This is a genomic window from Limosilactobacillus sp. (assembly GCF_051873075.1).
GTDB lineage: Bacteria > Bacillota > Bacilli > Lactobacillales > Lactobacillaceae > Limosilactobacillus.
This window is the reverse complement of record NZ_JBJEEM010000016.1, coordinates 1-18,264: the sequence shown is the minus strand read 5'-3', so window position 1 is coordinate 18,264 and position 18,264 is coordinate 1. Positions and strand designations below refer to the sequence as shown.

Genomic DNA, 18,264 nt, shown 5'->3' with positions numbered 1-18,264 from the left:
CACTCTTTTTTTGTAATATGATTGGTTACGGAAATAAGTGCAGCGTAGGAAAGAGGGAGAACATGGAAAAAGCAGTGTCATTTAATTACTCACCGCCAGTAGATGCCCCTTTGGGGATTACCTCGGTAGGACGATCGGATACGATGGCTGGCCACTGCTTTGGCCCTGCCGTTCGCCCATATTACCTAATTCACTACATTTTATCTGGATCAGGAACCTTTCAGGTAAATGGTGTTGATTACCACCTGCATGCCGGGCAAGGATTCTTCATTGCTCCAAATTATCAAACATACTATATTGCCGATGATATAACACCTTGGTCATACGTCTGGCTGGGCTTTACGGGCTCTTATGCGACTACGCTGATCAATCAATTGGCAATTTCAGAAGAAACGCCGGTGTTTAATAACGACCACTACTACGAGTTGGCTAATTGTGTTAACCAGATAATTCAGCACCCATTAACGAATACGGCGACCGAATTACTTGCCAATAGCAATCTGCTGAGTTTCTTAAGCTTGATTGCTAACTCGACCCCCGTTAGTGATCACTATTCAACGCAGCAAAATCCCTACGTGGATCGGGCAATCGCCTACCTGGCCAATCATATTGCCACAGCTTCGGCTGACCGGCTAGCACGGGCGGTAAATCTGGATCGCAGTTATTTCAATACGTTGTTTAAGCGAGCGACCACGTTGACGCCGGGACAGTATATCCGCAATTTTCGTATCACTAAGGCCCGCCACCTGCTTGAGTCCTCAACGTTGCCCATTGAGGAGATAGCTCAGCATTGTGGTTATAACCATGCCAATTCATTTACGCGAATATTCAAGCAAACGTACGGAATGACGCCCCGTGAGTACCGCAAACAGGTCCGGGAGCGCGAAAACTAGTAAAGATAACCGGCCCCGCAGACAGTGTTTTGCCTGGGGGCCGGTTTTATAGGTTAGGATGCCGCCGGGGCGCGATGAGCCAACAGCGGTTCAGCAAAATGGGTTCGGAACCACTGGGTGAGCGGCCCCATGAAGAGGGCGGTGATGATCGTGCCAACACCGAGGGTGACGTTGAACAGGAAGCCAACGAGGACACAGAGCCCGTCGGTAATTATCCGACAATACTTAAATGGTAATAGATGGTATTGATAGGCAGCCATCAGGGCAAGGGCATCGTAGGCAGAAACACCAAGATCGGCGGTGAAGTAGAGGGCCGCCGCCAAACAAGTAAAAACAATTGCTACCAGCATTAGCCCGCCGCGCATTGCCAGGCTAGGATGTGGGAGAATAGCGTCGAGCAGGTGGTGCATCGCGTCCGCAGCGACCCCTGTGAAGAAGAGGTTGATCACGGTCGCTATCCCGATGTAATGCTTTCGGAGGATGAGGACCAGGATCAGCAGGATTCCGGTGAGGATCAGGTAGAAGGTCGAGTAGGTAGAGTGAAAGATGTTGGCGATTCCGGTAACGAAACAGGTAAAGGGATCAACGCCGAGATCAGCCTTTTGTAACATGCCCACGCAGAAGCCGCAGAGGACCACTCCGCAAAAGGCCATCACAATTCTTTTTAATTGATACATTTGCCGTCACCGTCTTTCTGGGTCTCGAAGATAAACAGTCGGCTGTAGAAGTCAGGTACATTCTTGGTGGCAGCCGATTGTTCCGATTCGGCATCGGACGTGACCAAGCCGATGTTGGCCAGCTCACTTCCCGTGTAAACGCCGCAGTCGTGCCCGTCTTCCTCGTGGACTTGGTATTCCTGATCGGCCAACAACCCGGGAACCCTTTGGAGGCGATACTCGGCATTAACATCGTTGAGAACCTTGAAGTAGCCCATCACGGCCTGTTGCTGGTCAGGACTCACTACTAACCAGCAGGTGATGTTACTGGTAAACGGGTCCTTCAATCGGTAGAAGCGGCCAAATTGAAAGAGTTGCCGGTAGCGTTTCATGAATTTAACCTGATCCTTTATCTGGGCCAATTCGTTTGATGACAGCTTGGCTAGGTCGAGTTCGTAACCCAGGTCCCCAAAGAAGGCGACGTCACCACGGGTCTTCAGCGGGGTGTTGCGGTTGACCTGCTCGTTAGGACAAATAGAAACGTGGGCGCCCATTGAACTGATTGGGTAACCGTATGAGGTTCCAGTTTGAATCTTGAGCCGCTCAACCGCGTCGGAGTCATCGCTTGTCCAGGCTTGCGGCGCGTAATACAGCATTCCGGCATCAAAGCGGCCGCCGCCCGAGGCACAGGATTCAAAAAGAATCTTCGGGAACTCCGTGGTCAACCGTTCGTACAGTTGGTAGACCCCCAGAATATAGCGGTGGAAAATTTCTCCCTGCTGGTCCGCCGGGAACGCGGTGGAGAAGCACTCAGTGATGTTGCGGTTCATGTCCCACTTAACGTAATCAACGTGTCCGGTACGCAGAACCTTGGCGATCAGATCATGAATGTAGTCGACCACTTCTGGACGCGAGAAATCAAGAACGTATTGGCGGCGCCCCTGCGATGGGTGTCGTTCCGGCGTTTGCAAGATGTAGTCAGGATGGCTGCGGTAGAGGTCGCTATCTTTATTGGTCATTTCCGGCTCAAACCAGAGACCAAACATCATTCCCAGACGGTGGATTCGCTTGGCGAGACCGCTGATCCCGTCAGGCAGGCGATCGCGATTGACCCACCAGTCGCCGAGGCCCGCCGTCTCTGTTGTTCGTTTACCAAACCAGCCGTCATCGAGTACGAACAGCTCGATGCCAAGTTGCTGGGCACGCTTGGCCAGGTCCACCAGTTTGTCCTCGGTGAAGTCGAAATACGTGGCCTCCCAATTGTTGATGAGGATCGGCCGGGGATGATTTTGCCAGTATCCCCGGACCAGGTGTTGCTGATAGAGTTGGTGATAAGTTTGGCTGAGCCGGTTAAGTCCCTTGCTGGTATAGACCATCACGGCCTCGGGGGTCTGGAATTCCTGCCCCGGGGCCAGCTTCCATGAAAAGTGGAAGGGATTGATCCCCATTTGGACTCGGGTGACTTTGTAGGCATCGACCTGGGCCTGCGCTAGGAAATTGCCGCTGTAGACGAAGGAGAAACCGTATGCCTCACCCTGAAACTCATCGGTGTGGGGCCGCTTCAGAATGACGAAGGGGTTTTGCATGTGACTGGAGGCGCCCCGGGTGCTGCTGACCGCTTGAATACCGGGTCGCAGGTGAGCCACCTTCAGCTGCCGTTCCCGCCCCCACGCGCCGGAAAACTGGAGCCAGTCGAAATCGTCGTCGGGAAGGTCGAGGTTCATGCTCATGGCGGTGGTTAACTGGTAGTTCTGGCGACTGCGGTTGAGGAAGCGGACGCTGCGGGCGATCGCGGCGTAGTCGGCAAAGATGGTGTAGGAGAGGATGAGGTCCACGTCGATCACGTCGTCGTAAAGGCGGACCTCCAGGGTCGTTGCTTCGTCTTCATCCTTAACGTAGGTGGCGGGCAGACCAGCCAGTTTTGGTTTCCCGGCGTAGATACGGTGGGATTGGTAGCGAAAGTTGGTGACTGTACTGCCATTGGGCTGCTTGATTTCGACCGCCGGCATCCGGTAGTCGGTGGTTCCGTAGGCAGGGTATTCCTGCCGGGCGTTGCCAAGGGAAAAGTCGTAATCGTTGTCGTAGACGTAGCTCGTCATCGGCCGGTAGCCATTTTCGACCAGGTAGGAATGGTCAGGGCGGTCGGGAACCCGCCGGCCGAAGTAGAGCTGGCCAAGCTGATCGTTGCGGAGAATTTTAATGATGTAACTAACCTGGTTGTTGAAGAGGTGAAACTCTTGGCTGTCTTGGTGAAAACTGATTGGCATGTTTAGCGCTCCTTTTCCTTAATTCATCATAATGGTAGCGCTTTTATTGGCGGGCAAAAATAAGCAAATGTTAGAAGAAGTGCACATTTTGTGAGGTCAGAGATTATGTGCATATAAAAAGCGTCGCGCATCTTGGGTGCGGGACGCTTTAAAAATATAGTTTGGTATTAAATGGGGTCCTAACTTAACGTTGCTTCTGACGGCGGAAAATGCTTAAGACCTTCTACAACGGGATCGCCTGGAGAAAGGTGGTCAGAAGGATCAGCAGGGAGCCGACCACCCCGGCCACCGTCATCCGGGTGCCCAGCAAGGTCACTGCCAGCAGGGTCGCCACGAGCGGCTCGAAGGCACTGAGGATCCCCGTGACCGATGGCGAGATGTAGCGGATGCTCTGCAGAAACATCGTGTAGGCGAGCATCGTTCCCCCGATGACAATATAACCGACCAGCCACCAGTCGCCGCTAGTCAGCTGGGGCCACGGGGCAGTGAACAGCGTCGGGGTGAGGACGATCCCGCTGGCCAGCATCGCCAACCCGCAGACCGCCAGCGAGTCGTAGCTTTTCAGCAGCGGTTGGGGAAGCAGGGTGTAGAGTGCGGCTGCCACCGCACACCAGAGTCCCCAGAAGAGGGCCACGGGGGTGAGGGTCAGCGTGTCCAGCTGCCCGCCGGTTACCAGGTAGAAGGTTCCAACCAGGGCAATCACGATTGAGATGCAATCGATCCGCCGGGGCCACTGGCGCTGGGCAAACGCCAGCCAGACGATGATGATAACCGGCTGCAGGTACTGAATCACCGTTGCCGTCGGGGCATTGCTGTACTTGACGGCCAGAAAATAACTCAGCTGGGAATTCATCATGCCGAGAACGGCAAATGCCAGCAGGTAAGTCAAGTTGCGGCGTCGGTGGGTCAGGGCCCGGACCTGCTGGGGAGTCCGGACGGCCGCGATGATGGTTAACAGGATCCCCGCGGCGATCAGCCGGATGGCAACCAGCCAGGTGGTTGAAATACTGGTGGTCGAGAAGAGGTATTGGGCCGCCGCGCCGGAACCGCCCCAGAGGGAAGCCCCGCCGGCCGCCAGCAATATGCCCTTGGTTTGTCGATTCATAAATACGCCTCCTTAGTCAATTGGTCTAGGTTAACATAGATTGAGAATGGGGGCCAGCCGCAAATGAAAATGCCTAGTAATATTAAGGGAAAACGCTTAAAATTATTAGTGATGTTAAGTTTGTTGGATTAAGGAGGGAAAATTATTATGAGAAGTGTAAAGATTGGTGGGACCAGCTGGCAGGCCTCAAACGTGGCGCTCGGGATCATGCGGATGGGGACGCTGCCGGTGCCCAAGGCGGTCGTTGCCCTGCAGGCGGCCCACGAAGCCGGGATCAATTTTATCGACTCGGCCGACATCTACGGCAACGACCCAGAATTGGGGCGGGGATCGTCGGAAATCCACTTTGGCCAGGCCTTTAAGCAGAGTGGACTGAGCCGGGATGACTTCTACATCCAGTCCAAGGGTGGTCTATATGCAAACGCGGCTAACAAGATCACTCGCTATGATTCCTCCAAGAAGCAACTGATCAGTTCCGTGGACGGGATCCTCAAGCGGATGGGGATTGACTACCTGGACGCGTTTCTGATCCACCGGCCGGACCCCTTAATGGAACCGGCCGAGATTGCGGCGGCCTTTGATGAGCTCCAGGCGGCCGGCAAGGTGCGGCACTTCGGGGTCTCAAACTTCAATCCCCAGCAGATTGCCATGCTCCAGGATGCCTTGGACCAGAAGCTGCTGGTCGACCAGGTCCAGTTCGGCCTGGGCCACACGGGGATGATTGACTTCGGTCTGCACACCAACATGACCGACGAGCGGGCCAACGACCACGATGGCGGCTTGCTCGAGTACACCCGGCGCCAACAAATGACGATTCAGACCTGGTCACCGTTCCAGTACGGTACCTTCGCTGGGACCTTCATCAACAGTGACAAGTTCCCCGAATTAAACGCCGAACTGGCCAAGCTGGCGAATAAGTACCAGGCCAGCAAGAACGCCATTGCGGTGGCCTGGATTCTGCGGCACCCGGCCCACATGCAGGTGCTCTTGGGAACGATGAATCCCGCGCACATCAAGGATAGTGCCGCGGGGAGCGACATCACCCTCACCCGGCAGGAATGGTACGATCTCTACCTGGCCGCCGGAAACAGTTTGCCATAATGGCCCGCGACTACGCCGGCTTCTACCAGCGGCTGAGCGCCCCGTTGCGGCGGCACCCGCGGTGGGTCACAGTCCTGCGCTTCGCCAACCGGGCCATCGAGGTCATCATGTACAGCGCCTACCTGCTCATGTTGGCTGGGCTAGCCTGGCGCGGCTTACGGCTCGGTCAATTCGGGGACTTAGCACCGCTGTGGCGCGTGGTGCTGATTCCCGGGGCGGGCTTTGTCTTGCTATCGCTAGTTCGCCAGCGGCTCAACACGCCCCGTCCTTATGAGCAGTGGCCGATTGATCCCTTGATTTCTCGGGAAAAGACGGGGGATTCCTTCCCGAGCCGGCACGTCTTTTCGGCGACCGTCATCGCCATGGCGGCCCTCTGGCTCGACTGGCGCTGGGGGCTGTTTCTTTTGATGCTGGCCCTCCTGCTAGCGGTCATCCGGGTCGTCGGCGGGGTCCACTACCCGCGTGACGTGGCGGCCGGGCTCGTCTGCGGGCTGGTGGTTGGCGGTCTATTGTTCTTATGATAATCAGGGGCCTGGTTGGGTGACAACCGGGCCCCGTGCTTGTTAAAGGGGAAGTGAATGTGGAAACATTAAAGAACGCAATTCTCAATGGTTTATACGATCAACGCTACCGGGGCCACGAAACATTGGGCCCGGCGCTCTTGAGCAACCAGGATGAGCCGCTCTGGCTGAGCCTGCGGCGGGAACTGCTGACCTGCCAAAGTTTCACCTGGGCGGTGGCCTTCATCACCCCGAACATGTTGGTGCCCTTTAAGGTTGTGATGGCTGACCTGGCCGCCAAGGGGGTGACGGGGACCATCATCACGGGTGACTACCTGGGCTTCAACTCGCCGCGGGTCTTTGCCGAACTGATGAAGATCCCTAATCTGACCGTCCGGATCGCTGGCGCAAACGGCTTCCATGCCAAGGGTTACCTCTTCGAACACGTGGGCTATCAAACGGCCTACGTCGGCAGTGCCAACTTTACCCGGGCAGCCCTGCTGGAAAATACCGAGTGGATGCTGCGGGTGAGCTCGGCGACCAATGCGGCTTTGACCGACCAGATCGCTCAGCAGTTGACTGCTCTGTCCACGGAGAGTCAGGTCTTGGATGATAAATGGCTGACGGCTTACCGGACCCGCTGGGTTTCTCCGGTTCAGCCCGGGGCTAACCCGGCACCGTCCCCGATCACCCCGAATGCGATGCAAAAAGCCGCCCTGGGTGAGCTTAATGCCCTGGTGACGGCCGGGGCGACCAAGGGCCTGGTCGTTTCGGCGACGGGAACGGGGAAGACCTACCTGGGGGCGTTTGCGGTTAAAGATTTTCAACCGCGGCGCTTTCTCTACGTGGTGCACCGGGAACAGATTGCCCGCAAGTCGCTAGCCAGCTTTCGGCGGGTCATCGGCGGCCCCGCCAGTGACTACGGCCTGCTAACTGGGGACCGTCACGACTGGGATGCCAAGTACCTCTTTGCGACCGTCCAGACCCTTAGTCAGCTGGACACCCTGGCTCAGTTGTCAGCTTCGACATTTGACTACATCTTGATTGATGAGGCCCACCGGGTAGCGGCGCCGAGCTACCAGCGGGTCATGGATTATTTCCGGCCGCAGTTTTGGCTGGGGATGACGGCCACGCCTGATCGACCAGATAACCAGGATGTTTACGCAGCCTTTGACTACCACCTGGCCTACGAGATCCGCCTCCAGGATGCCCTGGAGGCCGGGATGCTGGCGCCATTTCACTACGTTGGGGTTCAGGATTACGTCATGGCTGACGGCGAAACCATTGACGACACGACCAGCCTTCACCGCCTTGTTGCCGATGAGCGGGTCCGGTACGTGCTCCAACAGCTGGACTACTACGGCTATTGCGGCGACCGGGCCCGGGGACTCGTCTTCTGTTCACGGCAGGCAGAGGCCGAAGAACTGGCTGAGAAGTTCACCGCCGCCGGTCATCCGGCCGTAGCCCTGACCAATACCAGTCGACCAGCTCAACGACGGGCGGCGGTTCGCCAACTTGAGCGCGGGGAGCTGGAGTACATCGTCACGGTGGACCTCTTCAATGAGGGAATCGACATCCCGTCGTTGAACCAGATTGTGATGCTTAGAAACACCAAGTCCGCGATCGTCTTCCTCCAGCAGCTCGGCCGTGGCCTGCGCAAGTACCCCGGCAAGGATTACGTCACGGTCCTGGACTTCATTGGCAACTACAAGAACAACTACTTGATCCCGTTGGCCATCAATGATGACACCAGTCGGGATGTCGACCGTGCGCGGGCCGAGACCCGGCTGCCGGGAATTATCGGGGTTTCGACGATCAACTTCGACCGGGTTGCCACTGCGCAGATCCTGCACTCGCTTGCGCAGACGAAGCTGGATTCGATGCAGGCCCTCCGCCAGGCCTACCAGGAGCTGAAAAACAAGCTGGGCCGGGTTCCCTACCTTTATGATTTCTACCGTTACGGTTCGGTGACTCCGCAGGTGTTTGCCGCCAATGCTCGTCTGGCCCACTATGGGGCCTTTCTGGCCAAGATGGGTGAGCAGGCTACCATGGACAGTTACGAAAACGGGGTCTTATCATTTGTGACCAAGGAACTACTGAACGGGAAGCGGCCCCACGAACTGTTGCTCTTGGATGAACTGCTGAAGAGTGGTCGATGCTCTACAAAACGGTTGACAACCCGCTGGCAGACGGCGGGGGCCTACGATACGTCCGCGGTCCGGCAGTCGTTGTTGGCTATTCTAAGGCTGGATTTCTTTGACGTGAAGGCCGGGAAGACCACCAAGAAGGCCCGGTACGGTGGCCGGCCGCTGATTACGCTGGTTGACGGAGAGTACCGCTGGCAACCAGAATTGGCTGTGGCCCTGGATAGTAATCAGGACTTTCGCCAGCTCTTCGCCGATGCGGTGACGACCGGATTGGCCCTCAGCCGGGAGTATGACCCCACCCAGTTATTCACCCGCTACCAGCGCTACGACCGGCAGGACGTCTGCCGCTTGCTGAACTGGCCCAAGGATGTCAGCGCTCCCATGTACGGCTACCGGGTAGCTGACGATGAGTGTCCGATCTTCATTACCTACCACAAGACCGATGCCGAACAGCGGAATGCGGTCTATAACAATGAGCTGCGCGATGGCCAGTCGCTACGCTGGTACACCCGGAGCCCGCGCCACCTCGACTCACCTGAGGTACAGCAGTTATTGGCGGGGGTGGCCGCTGGCAAGCCCGCAGTGACCCTGCGCCTCTTTGTGAAACGCAGCGATGCGGCTGGCAAGCAGTTTTACTACCTCGGCACCGTCAAGATCGTGCCGGGAACGGTTCAAGAAGAGCAGCTCGGCCCGAAGAAGAAGGCTGCGGTGGGGATGGATCTGGAGCTCGATACCCCCCTGGCACCGCGGATGTATGAATTGCTGTTTGACTAAATAAAAGCTTCTCTGAATTTTCAGGGAAGCTTTTATTTAGGGCGCTAACAGCTCGGGACTGCAGAATCGGATCAATCGTGGCCAGTCTAGCACATGGATTTGCTTACGCGCAGTGGTAATGATTCCTTGCTGACGAAGCTTTTGCAGGTGGCGGGAAAGGGTCAGCAGGGGGATACCGATGTTTGAGGCGATTTCCTCCTGGGTGAGGATAATTCCGTGGGGCTTGAGGAGTTTTTCGTACTGGTATAGGTAGTTACAGACCTTGGTCAGGTTGTCCTGGCTGGATAAGTCGATGGCATCGTAGAGCAGGATCGCAGAGAAGTCCGCGTACTGGCGAAGCATGGCCCGGGCAAATGCCGGGTTTCGGTCGAGCAGGTCGGCGATTGCCCGTTGCGGAATCTTGGTAACCGTCACGGCCGTTTGGGCCTTTACGATCAGCTCGTCGCGTTCTTCCCGGTATCGCCGCTCGACCGGACTATATAATGGGAACAAGCCGCCATGACCGATGAAAAGTTCGGTCTTCTCCATACCGGTGTTAGAAACGATGGCGAGCTTTAAGATCCCCTGGTGGATGTAGTAGGTATTGGTCATGTACTCACCGACGTTCACCAGCGTTGTTCCTGCAACATACTGGTGCTGTTGGCGGCCGGCGATGAGCAGGTCTTTGAAGGGGATGAAGGTGTTGTCGTAATAGTATTCGGGGATTTTCATTCGGGACGCCTCTGTATATCAATTGATGTGTTGCCGAATATTATTATCGCATATAATGCGGTTGATGATTTAAGAAGGGGGAATTACTGATGACACAGAAAGTAGCAATCGTGACCGGGGGGACGAACGGCATTGGGTTCGCCACTAGCCAAAAGTTCCTTAAAGAAGGCTATCGTGTGATGGTCGCGGACCTGCACGAGAACCAGGAGCGCCTGACGGAGCTGCAGAAATTGGGAGATGTGGCCTTCTTCCAGTGTGATATTTCCCAGGCCGATCAGGTCCAAAACCTGGTTGATGAGACGGTTCATCGCTTTGGCCGGATTGATGTCGCCGCCAATGTCGCGGGAATCCTGGGCAAGCATATGCCGTTTGTGGAGGCAGACCTCGATAATATCCGTCAGGTGATTAACGTTAACCTCATGGGTACGATTAACGTTGACCAGAAGGTAGCGGCCCAGATGGTTAAGCAAGGAGCTGGAACCATCGTCAACGTTGGCTCCCTGGATGGCTTTATCCCCAACTTCGAATCGGTTGGCTACATTGCCAGCAAGGGCGGGGTCCGACTGGCAACCGCCGCAATTGCCCGTGAGGTTGCTCCGCATGGGGTCCGGGTCCTCTCGGTTGCTCCCGGTTGGGTTGAAACCGGGATGGTGGAGCCAGCAACGAAGGCCTATGGCGGTACACTGCACATGAAGGGACGAATCATTCAACCAGCGGAGATCGCCGGGGCCATTTACCTGGCAACGTTGCCGGAAGCCAGCGCCATTAACGGAACGACGATCATGGCTGACGATGGCTACACCGCCTTCAAAGGCACCGACCTGCCAAGTACGAATTAATAAAATAGGACAGAAAATTCCTACCAGCCTGGTGGGAATTTTTTATTTTAGTCTTGCATTATGATCTCTCCACTTATATACTTAGTTACATAAGTGATTAACCAAATAACTAATAAGGGGGCGATCATGTGCAATTTGATTTTGACGGGTCTGCGCCACTCTACCAGCAGCTGGCGGCCCAGATCGAAGAGATGATCTTTACCGGCGGCTTTGATGAGGAGGCCCAGATTCCCTCGACGACGCAACTATCACAACAGTTGCACATCAATCCGGCCACGGTGCTCAAGGGGATGAACATGCTGGTTGATGAGGGCCTGCTGGAGAAACGGCGGGGACTTGGGATGTTTGTTCGTCCGAGGGCTCGCCAGAAGATCATGGAACGTCGCAAGGATAATTTCTACAATGACTACATCAAAAAGCTCCTGGTCGAAGCAAGCAAGCTCGGCATCACTGAGGAGCACCTGATTGAACTGATTGAACGGGGGGAACACGATGGAACAATTAAGCATTAATAACATCACAAAACGATTCGGGAACCGGGAAGTCCTGGATGGGATTTCGTTCACCCTGGCACCGGCGAAGATTTATGGTTTGCTCGGCCGGAACGGAGCGGGGAAGTCAACCTTGCTCAATATCATCACTAACCGCATCTTTCCCACGACTGGCACGGTCAAATTAGGGGACCAGGATGCCAATGATAATGATGATGTCCTCGGCCGGATCTTTTTGATGAGTGAGACCAATCTCTACCCTAAGAGGACCAGTATTTTACGGACATTTGACTTGGCGAATGAGGCGTATGGCCAATTTAACTACCAGACGGCGGCCCGGCAGCTAAAGGAATTTGGCCTGGATGAGAAGCAGCAGCTCAGCAGCCTCTCGACGGGACAGCAGACGATTGCCAAGTTTGTCCTGGCCCTAAACGTCGATGCGGACTACATCTTGATGGATGAGCCCGTTCTGGGACTGGACGCTGCTCATCGGGAACTCTTCTATCAAGAATTATTGAAGAGTTATCAGGCTAAGCCGCGGACCTTTGTTCTTTCGACGCACCTGATTGAGGAGGTCCAACAGATGGTGGAATCAGTGATCATCATTGATCAGGGCAAGGTCGTGGCTGATGATGATGTGCAGCACCTGCTCGAGCGGGCCCATACCGTCAGCGGTCCAGCCGATCAGGTCGATAAATACACGGCTGGCCAACGGGTCCTGGACCAAGAAGACCTGGGCAACATCCGGACTGCCTACCTGTTCGACGACTTGGACGACCAGCGGATGCTTCCCGATACCGTCAAGCTCGGTCATTACGACCTGCAACACCTATTCATTTACCTAACAAACGGAGGCGAAACTAAGAATGCTTAATATGAAACAGAAAATGGTTGCCAGCAACGTCTTTCACCGTCTGGGCATCGCAACACTGATTACGATCGTATGGGTGGTCGGCTTTGAACTGGTGGTTGACCTGCTCGGCTTGATCTTTAACCGGAACCTGATGTCCTTCTTAGTTAGTCTGCAGGGAATTCCGGAATCGCTGGTCGCTTTCTTACCGGTAATCTTGGCGGTTTATTTCCTGGTCACTGCCTATACGGACTTCAAGTGGGCGATTCAAAACGGTATTTCGCGTTCCACCCTCTGGCAGGGTAGGCAGATCGCCATGGTTCTCAGTACCCTTTTGGTATACCTGATTGACGAATTATTGACCATGACGTACCGTCCACTCGGTAGCTGGCGTGAGCTCTTAATCAACTTTGTGATTTTCCTGACGCTTGTGTTGACTTGCCAGGCGATCGGTACCGGTTTTAGCCTCCTGAACCGGAAGTGGAAGGTCATCGTGGGGATCGGGTTACCAGTCATGCTGGTAATCCTGATGGTAATGCTGCTGCGCGGGCTGATGGCCTTGGGCGACAGCGCATACCTGCCAACCTACGCGCATAGTCGTTTTGTTGGGCCCTTGGCCTGGCTCTTCAACATGACCCTATCACCGGCTACCCCGTGGATCATTTGGGGAATTTACCTGATTGTCATCATCTTCTTAACTAAATTCTTTAATAGCCGCCTCCAATTACGGCGGGATTAGAACTGGAGAAACACTCAAATGCTTCGCTATGGCTTTCCACAATTAACAAAAAGCGGGACTACGCACCATCGTAGTTCCGCTTTTCGTTTCGAGTTTAATTACTTACAGTTACTATTATTGCTTTGGTTGGCCGGTCCAGATACCGTAGCCCATTGAAGCACCGACGTTTTGGCCGGTAATTGCACTGGCCTGGTCGGAAACTAAGAAGTAGGCGACGTTGGCAATCTCCTCTGGTTCCGCAATTCGCTTAAGGGGACTGGCGTTTCGGTAAGCAGCCTTAACCTCTTCGGGGTTTCCCTGGAACATCGGGGTGTTCGTGGCCCCGGGATTAATATTATTGACGCGGATCCCGTATGGACCGTAGTCAAGTGCCATGGACCGTACCAGGTTGGTGACGGCCCCTTTAGCGGCGTTGTAGACCGGCATGTTGTAGTCCCCGAGGAGACCGGCGACGGACGAGATGTTGATGATATTGCCTTCGTGCCGGGCCATCATCCCCGGTACGAAGGCCTTCGTCATCAAGAAAATCGATTTGACATCGACCGCCATCGTCTTATCCCAGTCTTCCTCGCTCAGTTCGTGCAGGAGGCCGCCCGTAAAGATCCCAGCGTTGTTGATGACTGCATCGATCTGGTCGTACTTGGCATTTACCTGGTCGGCAAAGTGGTCAACGGACTGACGATTGCTGACATCGACCTGGTACATTGTAACTTGGCCGCCATACTTATCTTGCAATTTTTGATAGATTTCCTGCGTCTTTGCTGCATTCAGTACTGCCATGATCACGTTCCAGTCGTTGGCTAAGAACTTCTTAGTCATGCTCAGGCCCATCCCGCTCCCGGCACCGGTGATAATGATGTTTGACATTAAGATCCCTCCAGTATTAAAAAATCAGGTTTGTTAATTGGTGACTAACACCACCAAGTTCATGAGCGAGGGACTTAACCTGTCGCCGCTGTAAGGCCGCATCAGATCCGGAAATACCAAGCGTTGCTGCAAGTTGACCGGTCTTACTATAGACCGGCACGGCTAGGCAGCGCATGTCGAGCTGAACTTCTTCGTCGTCCAAGGCATATCCTTGATCGCGAATGATTGCCAGACTGTACAATAAGTCTTGGCGATCGGTCAAGGAGTTCTTAGTTGGCGCCTGCCACTTTGTCGTGTCCAGAATCGCGTTGCGGGTCGGCTCATCCATAAACGCCAGCAGGCACTTGCCAAGGGCACTGGCATTCAGTGCCTGCCGTTCGCCGAGCAACGTGAAGTCACTGAGGCGGTCTGGACTGGCAAAGACCTGGGAAATTACCAGTACGCCGCCGTACTGCATACCGAGGAAGGCGGTCAGGCGGTGGTCATCAACCAATGGCTGCACGGCCTGCTTGGCCAGCCAGCCCACCGGTTGAATTTGGTGCCGTCCTTGCTGGGTTTGCAAGTAATAATGCTGGCCCTTTTTGGTGAGCCATTTGAGCTGGACTAGCGTCGTCAAGAGACGGTAAGCCGTAGTCTTGTTTAAACCCAGGTCCTTGGCAATGTCCTTCAATGCGCAGCCGGGATGCCCGGTAACGTATTCCTGAATCCGTTTGGCCTTCAACAGGGTGGTCGATAATTCCTCACTCATCACTTTTCATCCCCTAATCTACTAGAATGTTCAGTAAATACCAAAAGTCATTATTTTGTTTCACTATTTGAAATGTTAGCATATCAAGCGCCAAATAAAAAAGCCGCGCAGCTCATCTTAGTAATGCTGTGCGGCTCGGATAAACTATCAATTGTGCATCTGCCGGGCTTTCAATGCCCAGAGAATTGAAACGGTATCGATGACCTCCTGGAGCATGGCGCCGACAAAGGCGGGGATGACCCCGGTGGCGGCGATCAGCATCAGGATGGTACAGATGCCAATCCCAATCAGAACGGCCTGCTTGGCGATCTTGATGGTGTCTGCGGAGATGGCCACCGCCTTAGCAACCTTGTAGAGGTCGTCCTTTAGGATTACCACCTCGGCGGATTCACTGGCGGCTGACGACCCGTGGGCCCCCATGGCGATCCCCACGTCGGCGGTCACGAGGGATGGCGCGTCGTTTACCCCATCACCGACCATGAAGACGGGGTGGAGATTCGTTGGAACACCTTTCAAGGCGGCAATCTTGTCCTTGGGCAGGAGGTCGGCCTTGACGTTGGTGATCCCGACCTGGCTGGCGACCCGTTCGGCAATGGCGCGTTGGTCGCCGGTGAGCATCATCAGGTTGGTAACCCCGAGCTTTTGCAGGGTGGTCATAGTCTTCTTGGCCTCGGGCCGGATGTGGTCAGTGAAGGTGACGCCCCCAAAGTAAGCGCCGTCCAGACTGACGTAGATCGCGGTGGTCTTCAGCAGAGGCTGGGTACTCTGCGGTGCGACGTACTTGAGCTTGCCGACCATGACCTGGTGCCCCGCGATAGTGGCGGCGACCCCTTTGCCGGTTGTCTCAACCAGATTGGTGACGGGCAGGAGCTTGATTGCCTGCTGATCGGTGAAGGCCAAGAGGGACCGGGCAAGGATGTGGGACGACTGCTGTTCGGCGCTGGCGGCTAGCTGGAGGAGCCGCTCATAGTTGTCCGGATCAGTGGGCAGGACCTCGTCGACCGTCAACTGGCCGCTGGTAATCGTTCCCGTTTTATCAAAGGCTCCGGTCTTGGCCGCAGCCAGCTTTTCCAGGACGCTCCCGGTTTTGACCACGATCCCGTTACGCGATGCCCGACTCATCCCGGAGACCATCGCTACCGGGGCGGCAAGGATCAGGGGACACGGCGAGGCGACGACCAGCACTTCGGCAAACCGCCGCGGGTCCTTGGAGACCCACCAGGCGAAGCTGGCGATCAGAACGGCGGCAATAGTGAACGGCACGGCATACCGGTCGGCAAGACGGACAAAGTGGGCTGGTGTACTTTCCGCCTCCTTGACTAGCTTAACTAGCTGCTGGTACTGACTGTCCTTGGCCAGCTTGGTGACGGTGAGGGTGACGGCACTATCGCCATTGACTGACCCGGACATCACCAGATCGCCGACGCCCTTGTCGACCGGTTTAGATTCACCAGTCAGGGACGCCTCGTTGAACAGGCCGGCTCCCTTGATGATCTTCCCGTCGACGGGGACTAATTCACCCGGCTTGACGAGGACACTTTGGCCAACCTGGACGGCATCGACCTTGATGTCGTGGGTGCCGTTGCCATTAATGACGTGGGCTACCTGGGGGGAATTGTCCAGCAGGGCCTTGAGTTCCGTGTTTGCCTTCTTGGCGGCGTAGTCTTCTAAGGCATCTCCCCCGGTCAGCATGACCAGGATGACCATCGCGGCCCAGTACTCGCTGACGGCTAGGGTAGCGACTACCGCCAGAATAGCCAGGAGATCGACCCCGTACTTACCGGAACGCAGGGTCTTGACCATGCCGATAAACATGGTCAAAGCAACCACCGCGCCGACGATGGTAACGAGGAGCTGGGCGAGAAGCGGGTAGTGGAGGACGTATTGAAGGAAGAGCGCAATTGCGGCAATTGCGAGGACCAGAATCAGCTTCTGCTTATTTGATAGACGTTTCATGAAACCATTCCCCCATTTTTTATTACTACCCTAATTATAGAATTGTTTGTGGAATAACACTACCAGTAAAGAAAACAAAAGCACCATCGCGGGGCAAATATATTGTCAGGCGACAGTGCGAAGATCAATATTAGGGCAGGTTATGTTAATCTTAGAAGGTGCGCGCTAATGGACTAGCGACGATTATTGAAGTAAAAGGCCAGGGCAATCAGCAGAGCTAAAACGATGATTGCGAGGCGCGGGTCGGCTTTGAACAGCTCATGCATGGCGTGGATTTGCCCGATGCCGAGGGGAAGACTGAGCATAATCCCATCTCCTTTTTGCTATTCATTATGCGGACCGCGGCGGGGAAGCGCAAGCAAAGCGCTCAGTTTAAAATTTGTAATAATTCGGATAAAATAGTTGGCATCGACCGGCAATTCCGGGATAATAATTGTGAGGATAACCCTCACCAAGCTATCGCTACACTACGAAATGGAGGAATCTCAATGACCAAAATTTTTGCATATAGTATTCGTAAAGATGAGGAACCATACTTGAAGGAATGGGCTGCTGCTCATCCCGACGTAGATGTGGACTACACTGCGGACCTGCTGACACCAGAAACAGCCAAGCAAGCAGCTGGTGCGGATGGTGTGGTTGTCTACCAACAGTTAGACTACACCCCAGAAACGCTGCATGCACTGGCTGATGAAGGCATCACCAAAATGTCATTGCGTAACGTTGGGGTGGACAACATCGACATGGCCACTGCTAAGGAATTAGGCTTTGAAATCACTAACGTTCCGGTTTACTCACCAAACGCAATTGCCGAGCATGCTGCCATTCAGACTGCCCGGATCCTTCGTCAAACGAAGGTTTTGGACCGGAAGATTGAGAGCGGCGACCTGCGCTGGGCACCAACGATTGGCCGCGAAGTCCGCGACCAAACCGTTGGGGTCATTGGGACTGGTCACATTGGCCAGGTCTACATGCAGATCATGGAAGGCTTCGGTGCCAAGGTGATTGCATATGACGTTTTCCACGATCCAAAGCTTGAAGAAGCGGGCTACTACGTTGACTCCCTGGATGACATTTACGCCCAGGCTGACGTAATTTCCCTGCACGTTCCTGCTCTGAAGAACACGATCAACATGATCAATGATGACACCATCGCCAAAATGAAGGATGACGCTGTCCTGGTCAACGTTTCCCGTGGTGCCTTAGTGGACACGGATGCGGTTGTTCGTGCCCTGGATAGCGGCAAGCTCTTTGGTTTCGTAATGGATACTTACGAAAACGAAGTCGGCATCTTTAACGCTGATTGGCGAGGCAAGGAATTCCCTGATGCCCGTCTGAAAGACCTGATTGACCGGCCAAACGTCCTGGTAACACCGCACACTGCCTTCTACACAACCCACGCGGTTCGCAACATGGTAGTGAAGGCCTTCGATAACAATCTGGCCCTGGTTAACGGTGAAACTCCGGACACACCGGTGAAGGTTGGCTAATTAAACAAGCTGGGGAAAAGCACTTTTTTCGCAGTTATCGCGGAAAAGTTAAAAACTAGCAAGGCGTCAAAGGAAACTTCATGGTTTTTCTTCGACGCCTTTTTATGAACAAAATACCCACAGTCCTGAT

17 protein-coding genes are annotated in these 18,264 nt (G+C 54.8%); 9 read left to right on the top strand and 8 right to left on the bottom strand.

Annotated features, from left to right (window positions below):
* Positions 1-893 (top strand): helix-turn-helix domain-containing protein (locus ACI31J_RS02460; RefSeq protein WP_439772866.1); only part of this gene is annotated, 893 nt, incomplete at its 5' end.
* 53 nt (positions 894-946) lie between these two features.
* Here ACI31J_RS02460 and ACI31J_RS02455 read toward each other — a convergent pair.
* The 3 genes from ACI31J_RS02455 to ACI31J_RS02445 form a co-directional block, all read right to left on the bottom strand.
* A complete protein-coding gene (locus ACI31J_RS02455) occupies positions 947-1,570 on the bottom strand; it encodes a YczE/YyaS/YitT family protein (RefSeq protein WP_439772865.1) in 624 nt (207 codons plus the stop codon).
* Positions 1,558-3,816 carry an alpha-galactosidase gene (locus ACI31J_RS02450; RefSeq protein WP_439772864.1) on the bottom strand — a complete coding sequence of 753 codons (2,259 nt, stop codon included), beginning with the start codon at positions 3,814-3,816 and terminating at the stop codon, positions 1,558-1,560. Before ACI31J_RS02450 ends, ACI31J_RS02455 begins: the two co-directional genes overlap by 13 nt.
* Positions 3,817-4,039: 223 nt before the next feature.
* The gene (locus ACI31J_RS02445) at positions 4,040-4,921 is read right to left on the bottom strand and encodes an EamA family transporter (RefSeq protein ID WP_439772863.1); all 882 of its coding nucleotides are present in this window, start codon (positions 4,919-4,921) and stop codon (positions 4,040-4,042) included.
* A gap of 147 nt (positions 4,922-5,068) precedes the next feature.
* Between ACI31J_RS02445 and ACI31J_RS02440 the strand changes: the two genes are divergently transcribed.
* The 3 genes from ACI31J_RS02440 to ACI31J_RS02430 are packed head-to-tail and all read left to right on the top strand — an operon-like array spanning position 5,069 to position 9,443.
* Positions 5,069-6,022, top strand: a complete 954-nt coding sequence (locus ACI31J_RS02440) for an aldo/keto reductase (RefSeq protein ID WP_439772862.1) — start codon at positions 5,069-5,071, stop codon at positions 6,020-6,022.
* Positions 6,022-6,543 carry a phosphatase PAP2 family protein gene (locus ACI31J_RS02435; protein ID WP_439772861.1) on the top strand — a complete coding sequence of 174 codons (522 nt, stop codon included), beginning with the start codon at positions 6,022-6,024 and terminating at the stop codon, positions 6,541-6,543. Before ACI31J_RS02440 ends, ACI31J_RS02435 begins: the two co-directional genes overlap by 1 nt.
* 53 nt (positions 6,544-6,596) lie before the next feature.
* Positions 6,597-9,443, top strand: a complete 2,847-nt coding sequence (locus ACI31J_RS02430; RefSeq protein ID WP_439772860.1) for a DEAD/DEAH box helicase — start codon at positions 6,597-6,599, stop codon at positions 9,441-9,443.
* Between the two features lie 36 nt (positions 9,444-9,479).
* On the opposite strand, the gene ACI31J_RS02425 is transcribed toward ACI31J_RS02430, so the two are convergent.
* The gene (locus ACI31J_RS02425; RefSeq protein ID WP_439772859.1) at positions 9,480-10,154 is read right to left on the bottom strand and encodes a Crp/Fnr family transcriptional regulator; all 675 of its coding nucleotides are present in this window, start codon (positions 10,152-10,154) and stop codon (positions 9,480-9,482) included.
* Between the two features lie 89 nt (positions 10,155-10,243).
* Here ACI31J_RS02425 and ACI31J_RS02420 point away from each other — a divergent pair, with 89 nt between their 5' ends.
* From ACI31J_RS02420 to ACI31J_RS02405, 4 genes are all read left to right on the top strand, one after another.
* Entirely contained in the window at positions 10,244-10,993 is a 750-nt protein-coding gene (locus tag ACI31J_RS02420; protein WP_439772858.1) for an SDR family NAD(P)-dependent oxidoreductase, read from the top strand.
* A gap of 128 nt (positions 10,994-11,121) precedes the next feature.
* Entirely contained in the window at positions 11,122-11,505 is a 384-nt protein-coding gene (locus ACI31J_RS02415; RefSeq protein ID WP_439772857.1) for a GntR family transcriptional regulator, read from the top strand.
* Positions 11,486-12,358, top strand: a complete 873-nt coding sequence (locus tag ACI31J_RS02410) for an ABC transporter ATP-binding protein (RefSeq protein WP_439772856.1) — start codon at positions 11,486-11,488, stop codon at positions 12,356-12,358. Before ACI31J_RS02415 ends, ACI31J_RS02410 begins: the two co-directional genes overlap by 20 nt.
* Before the next feature lies 1 nt (position 12,359).
* Positions 12,360-13,073, top strand: coding sequence for a hypothetical protein (locus ACI31J_RS02405; RefSeq protein WP_439772855.1), 714 nt, complete (start codon positions 12,360-12,362; stop codon positions 13,071-13,073).
* A gap of 114 nt (positions 13,074-13,187) precedes the next feature.
* Here ACI31J_RS02405 and ACI31J_RS02400 read toward each other — a convergent pair whose 3' ends face one another.
* From ACI31J_RS02400 to ACI31J_RS02385, 4 genes are all read right to left on the bottom strand, one after another.
* Entirely contained in the window at positions 13,188-13,940 is a 753-nt protein-coding gene (locus tag ACI31J_RS02400) for an SDR family NAD(P)-dependent oxidoreductase (RefSeq protein WP_439772854.1), read from the bottom strand.
* A 16-nt stretch (positions 13,941-13,956) separates the two neighbouring features.
* On the bottom strand, positions 13,957-14,688 hold the full coding sequence (locus ACI31J_RS02395; protein ID WP_439772853.1) for an IclR family transcriptional regulator: 732 nt from the start codon (positions 14,686-14,688) through the stop codon (positions 13,957-13,959).
* A 147-nt stretch (positions 14,689-14,835) separates the two neighbouring features.
* On the bottom strand, positions 14,836-16,644 hold the full coding sequence (locus tag ACI31J_RS02390) for a heavy metal translocating P-type ATPase (protein ID WP_439772852.1): 1,809 nt from the start codon (positions 16,642-16,644) through the stop codon (positions 14,836-14,838).
* Between the two features lie 173 nt (positions 16,645-16,817).
* A complete protein-coding gene (locus ACI31J_RS02385; RefSeq protein ID WP_439772851.1) occupies positions 16,818-16,949 on the bottom strand; it encodes a hypothetical protein in 132 nt (43 codons plus the stop codon).
* Between the two features lie 183 nt (positions 16,950-17,132).
* Between ACI31J_RS02385 and ACI31J_RS02380 the strand changes: the two genes are divergently transcribed.
* Positions 17,133-18,134, top strand: coding sequence for a D-2-hydroxyacid dehydrogenase (locus ACI31J_RS02380; RefSeq protein ID WP_439772850.1), 1,002 nt, complete (start codon positions 17,133-17,135; stop codon positions 18,132-18,134).
* The last annotated feature ends 130 nt before the right edge of the window (positions 18,135-18,264 follow it).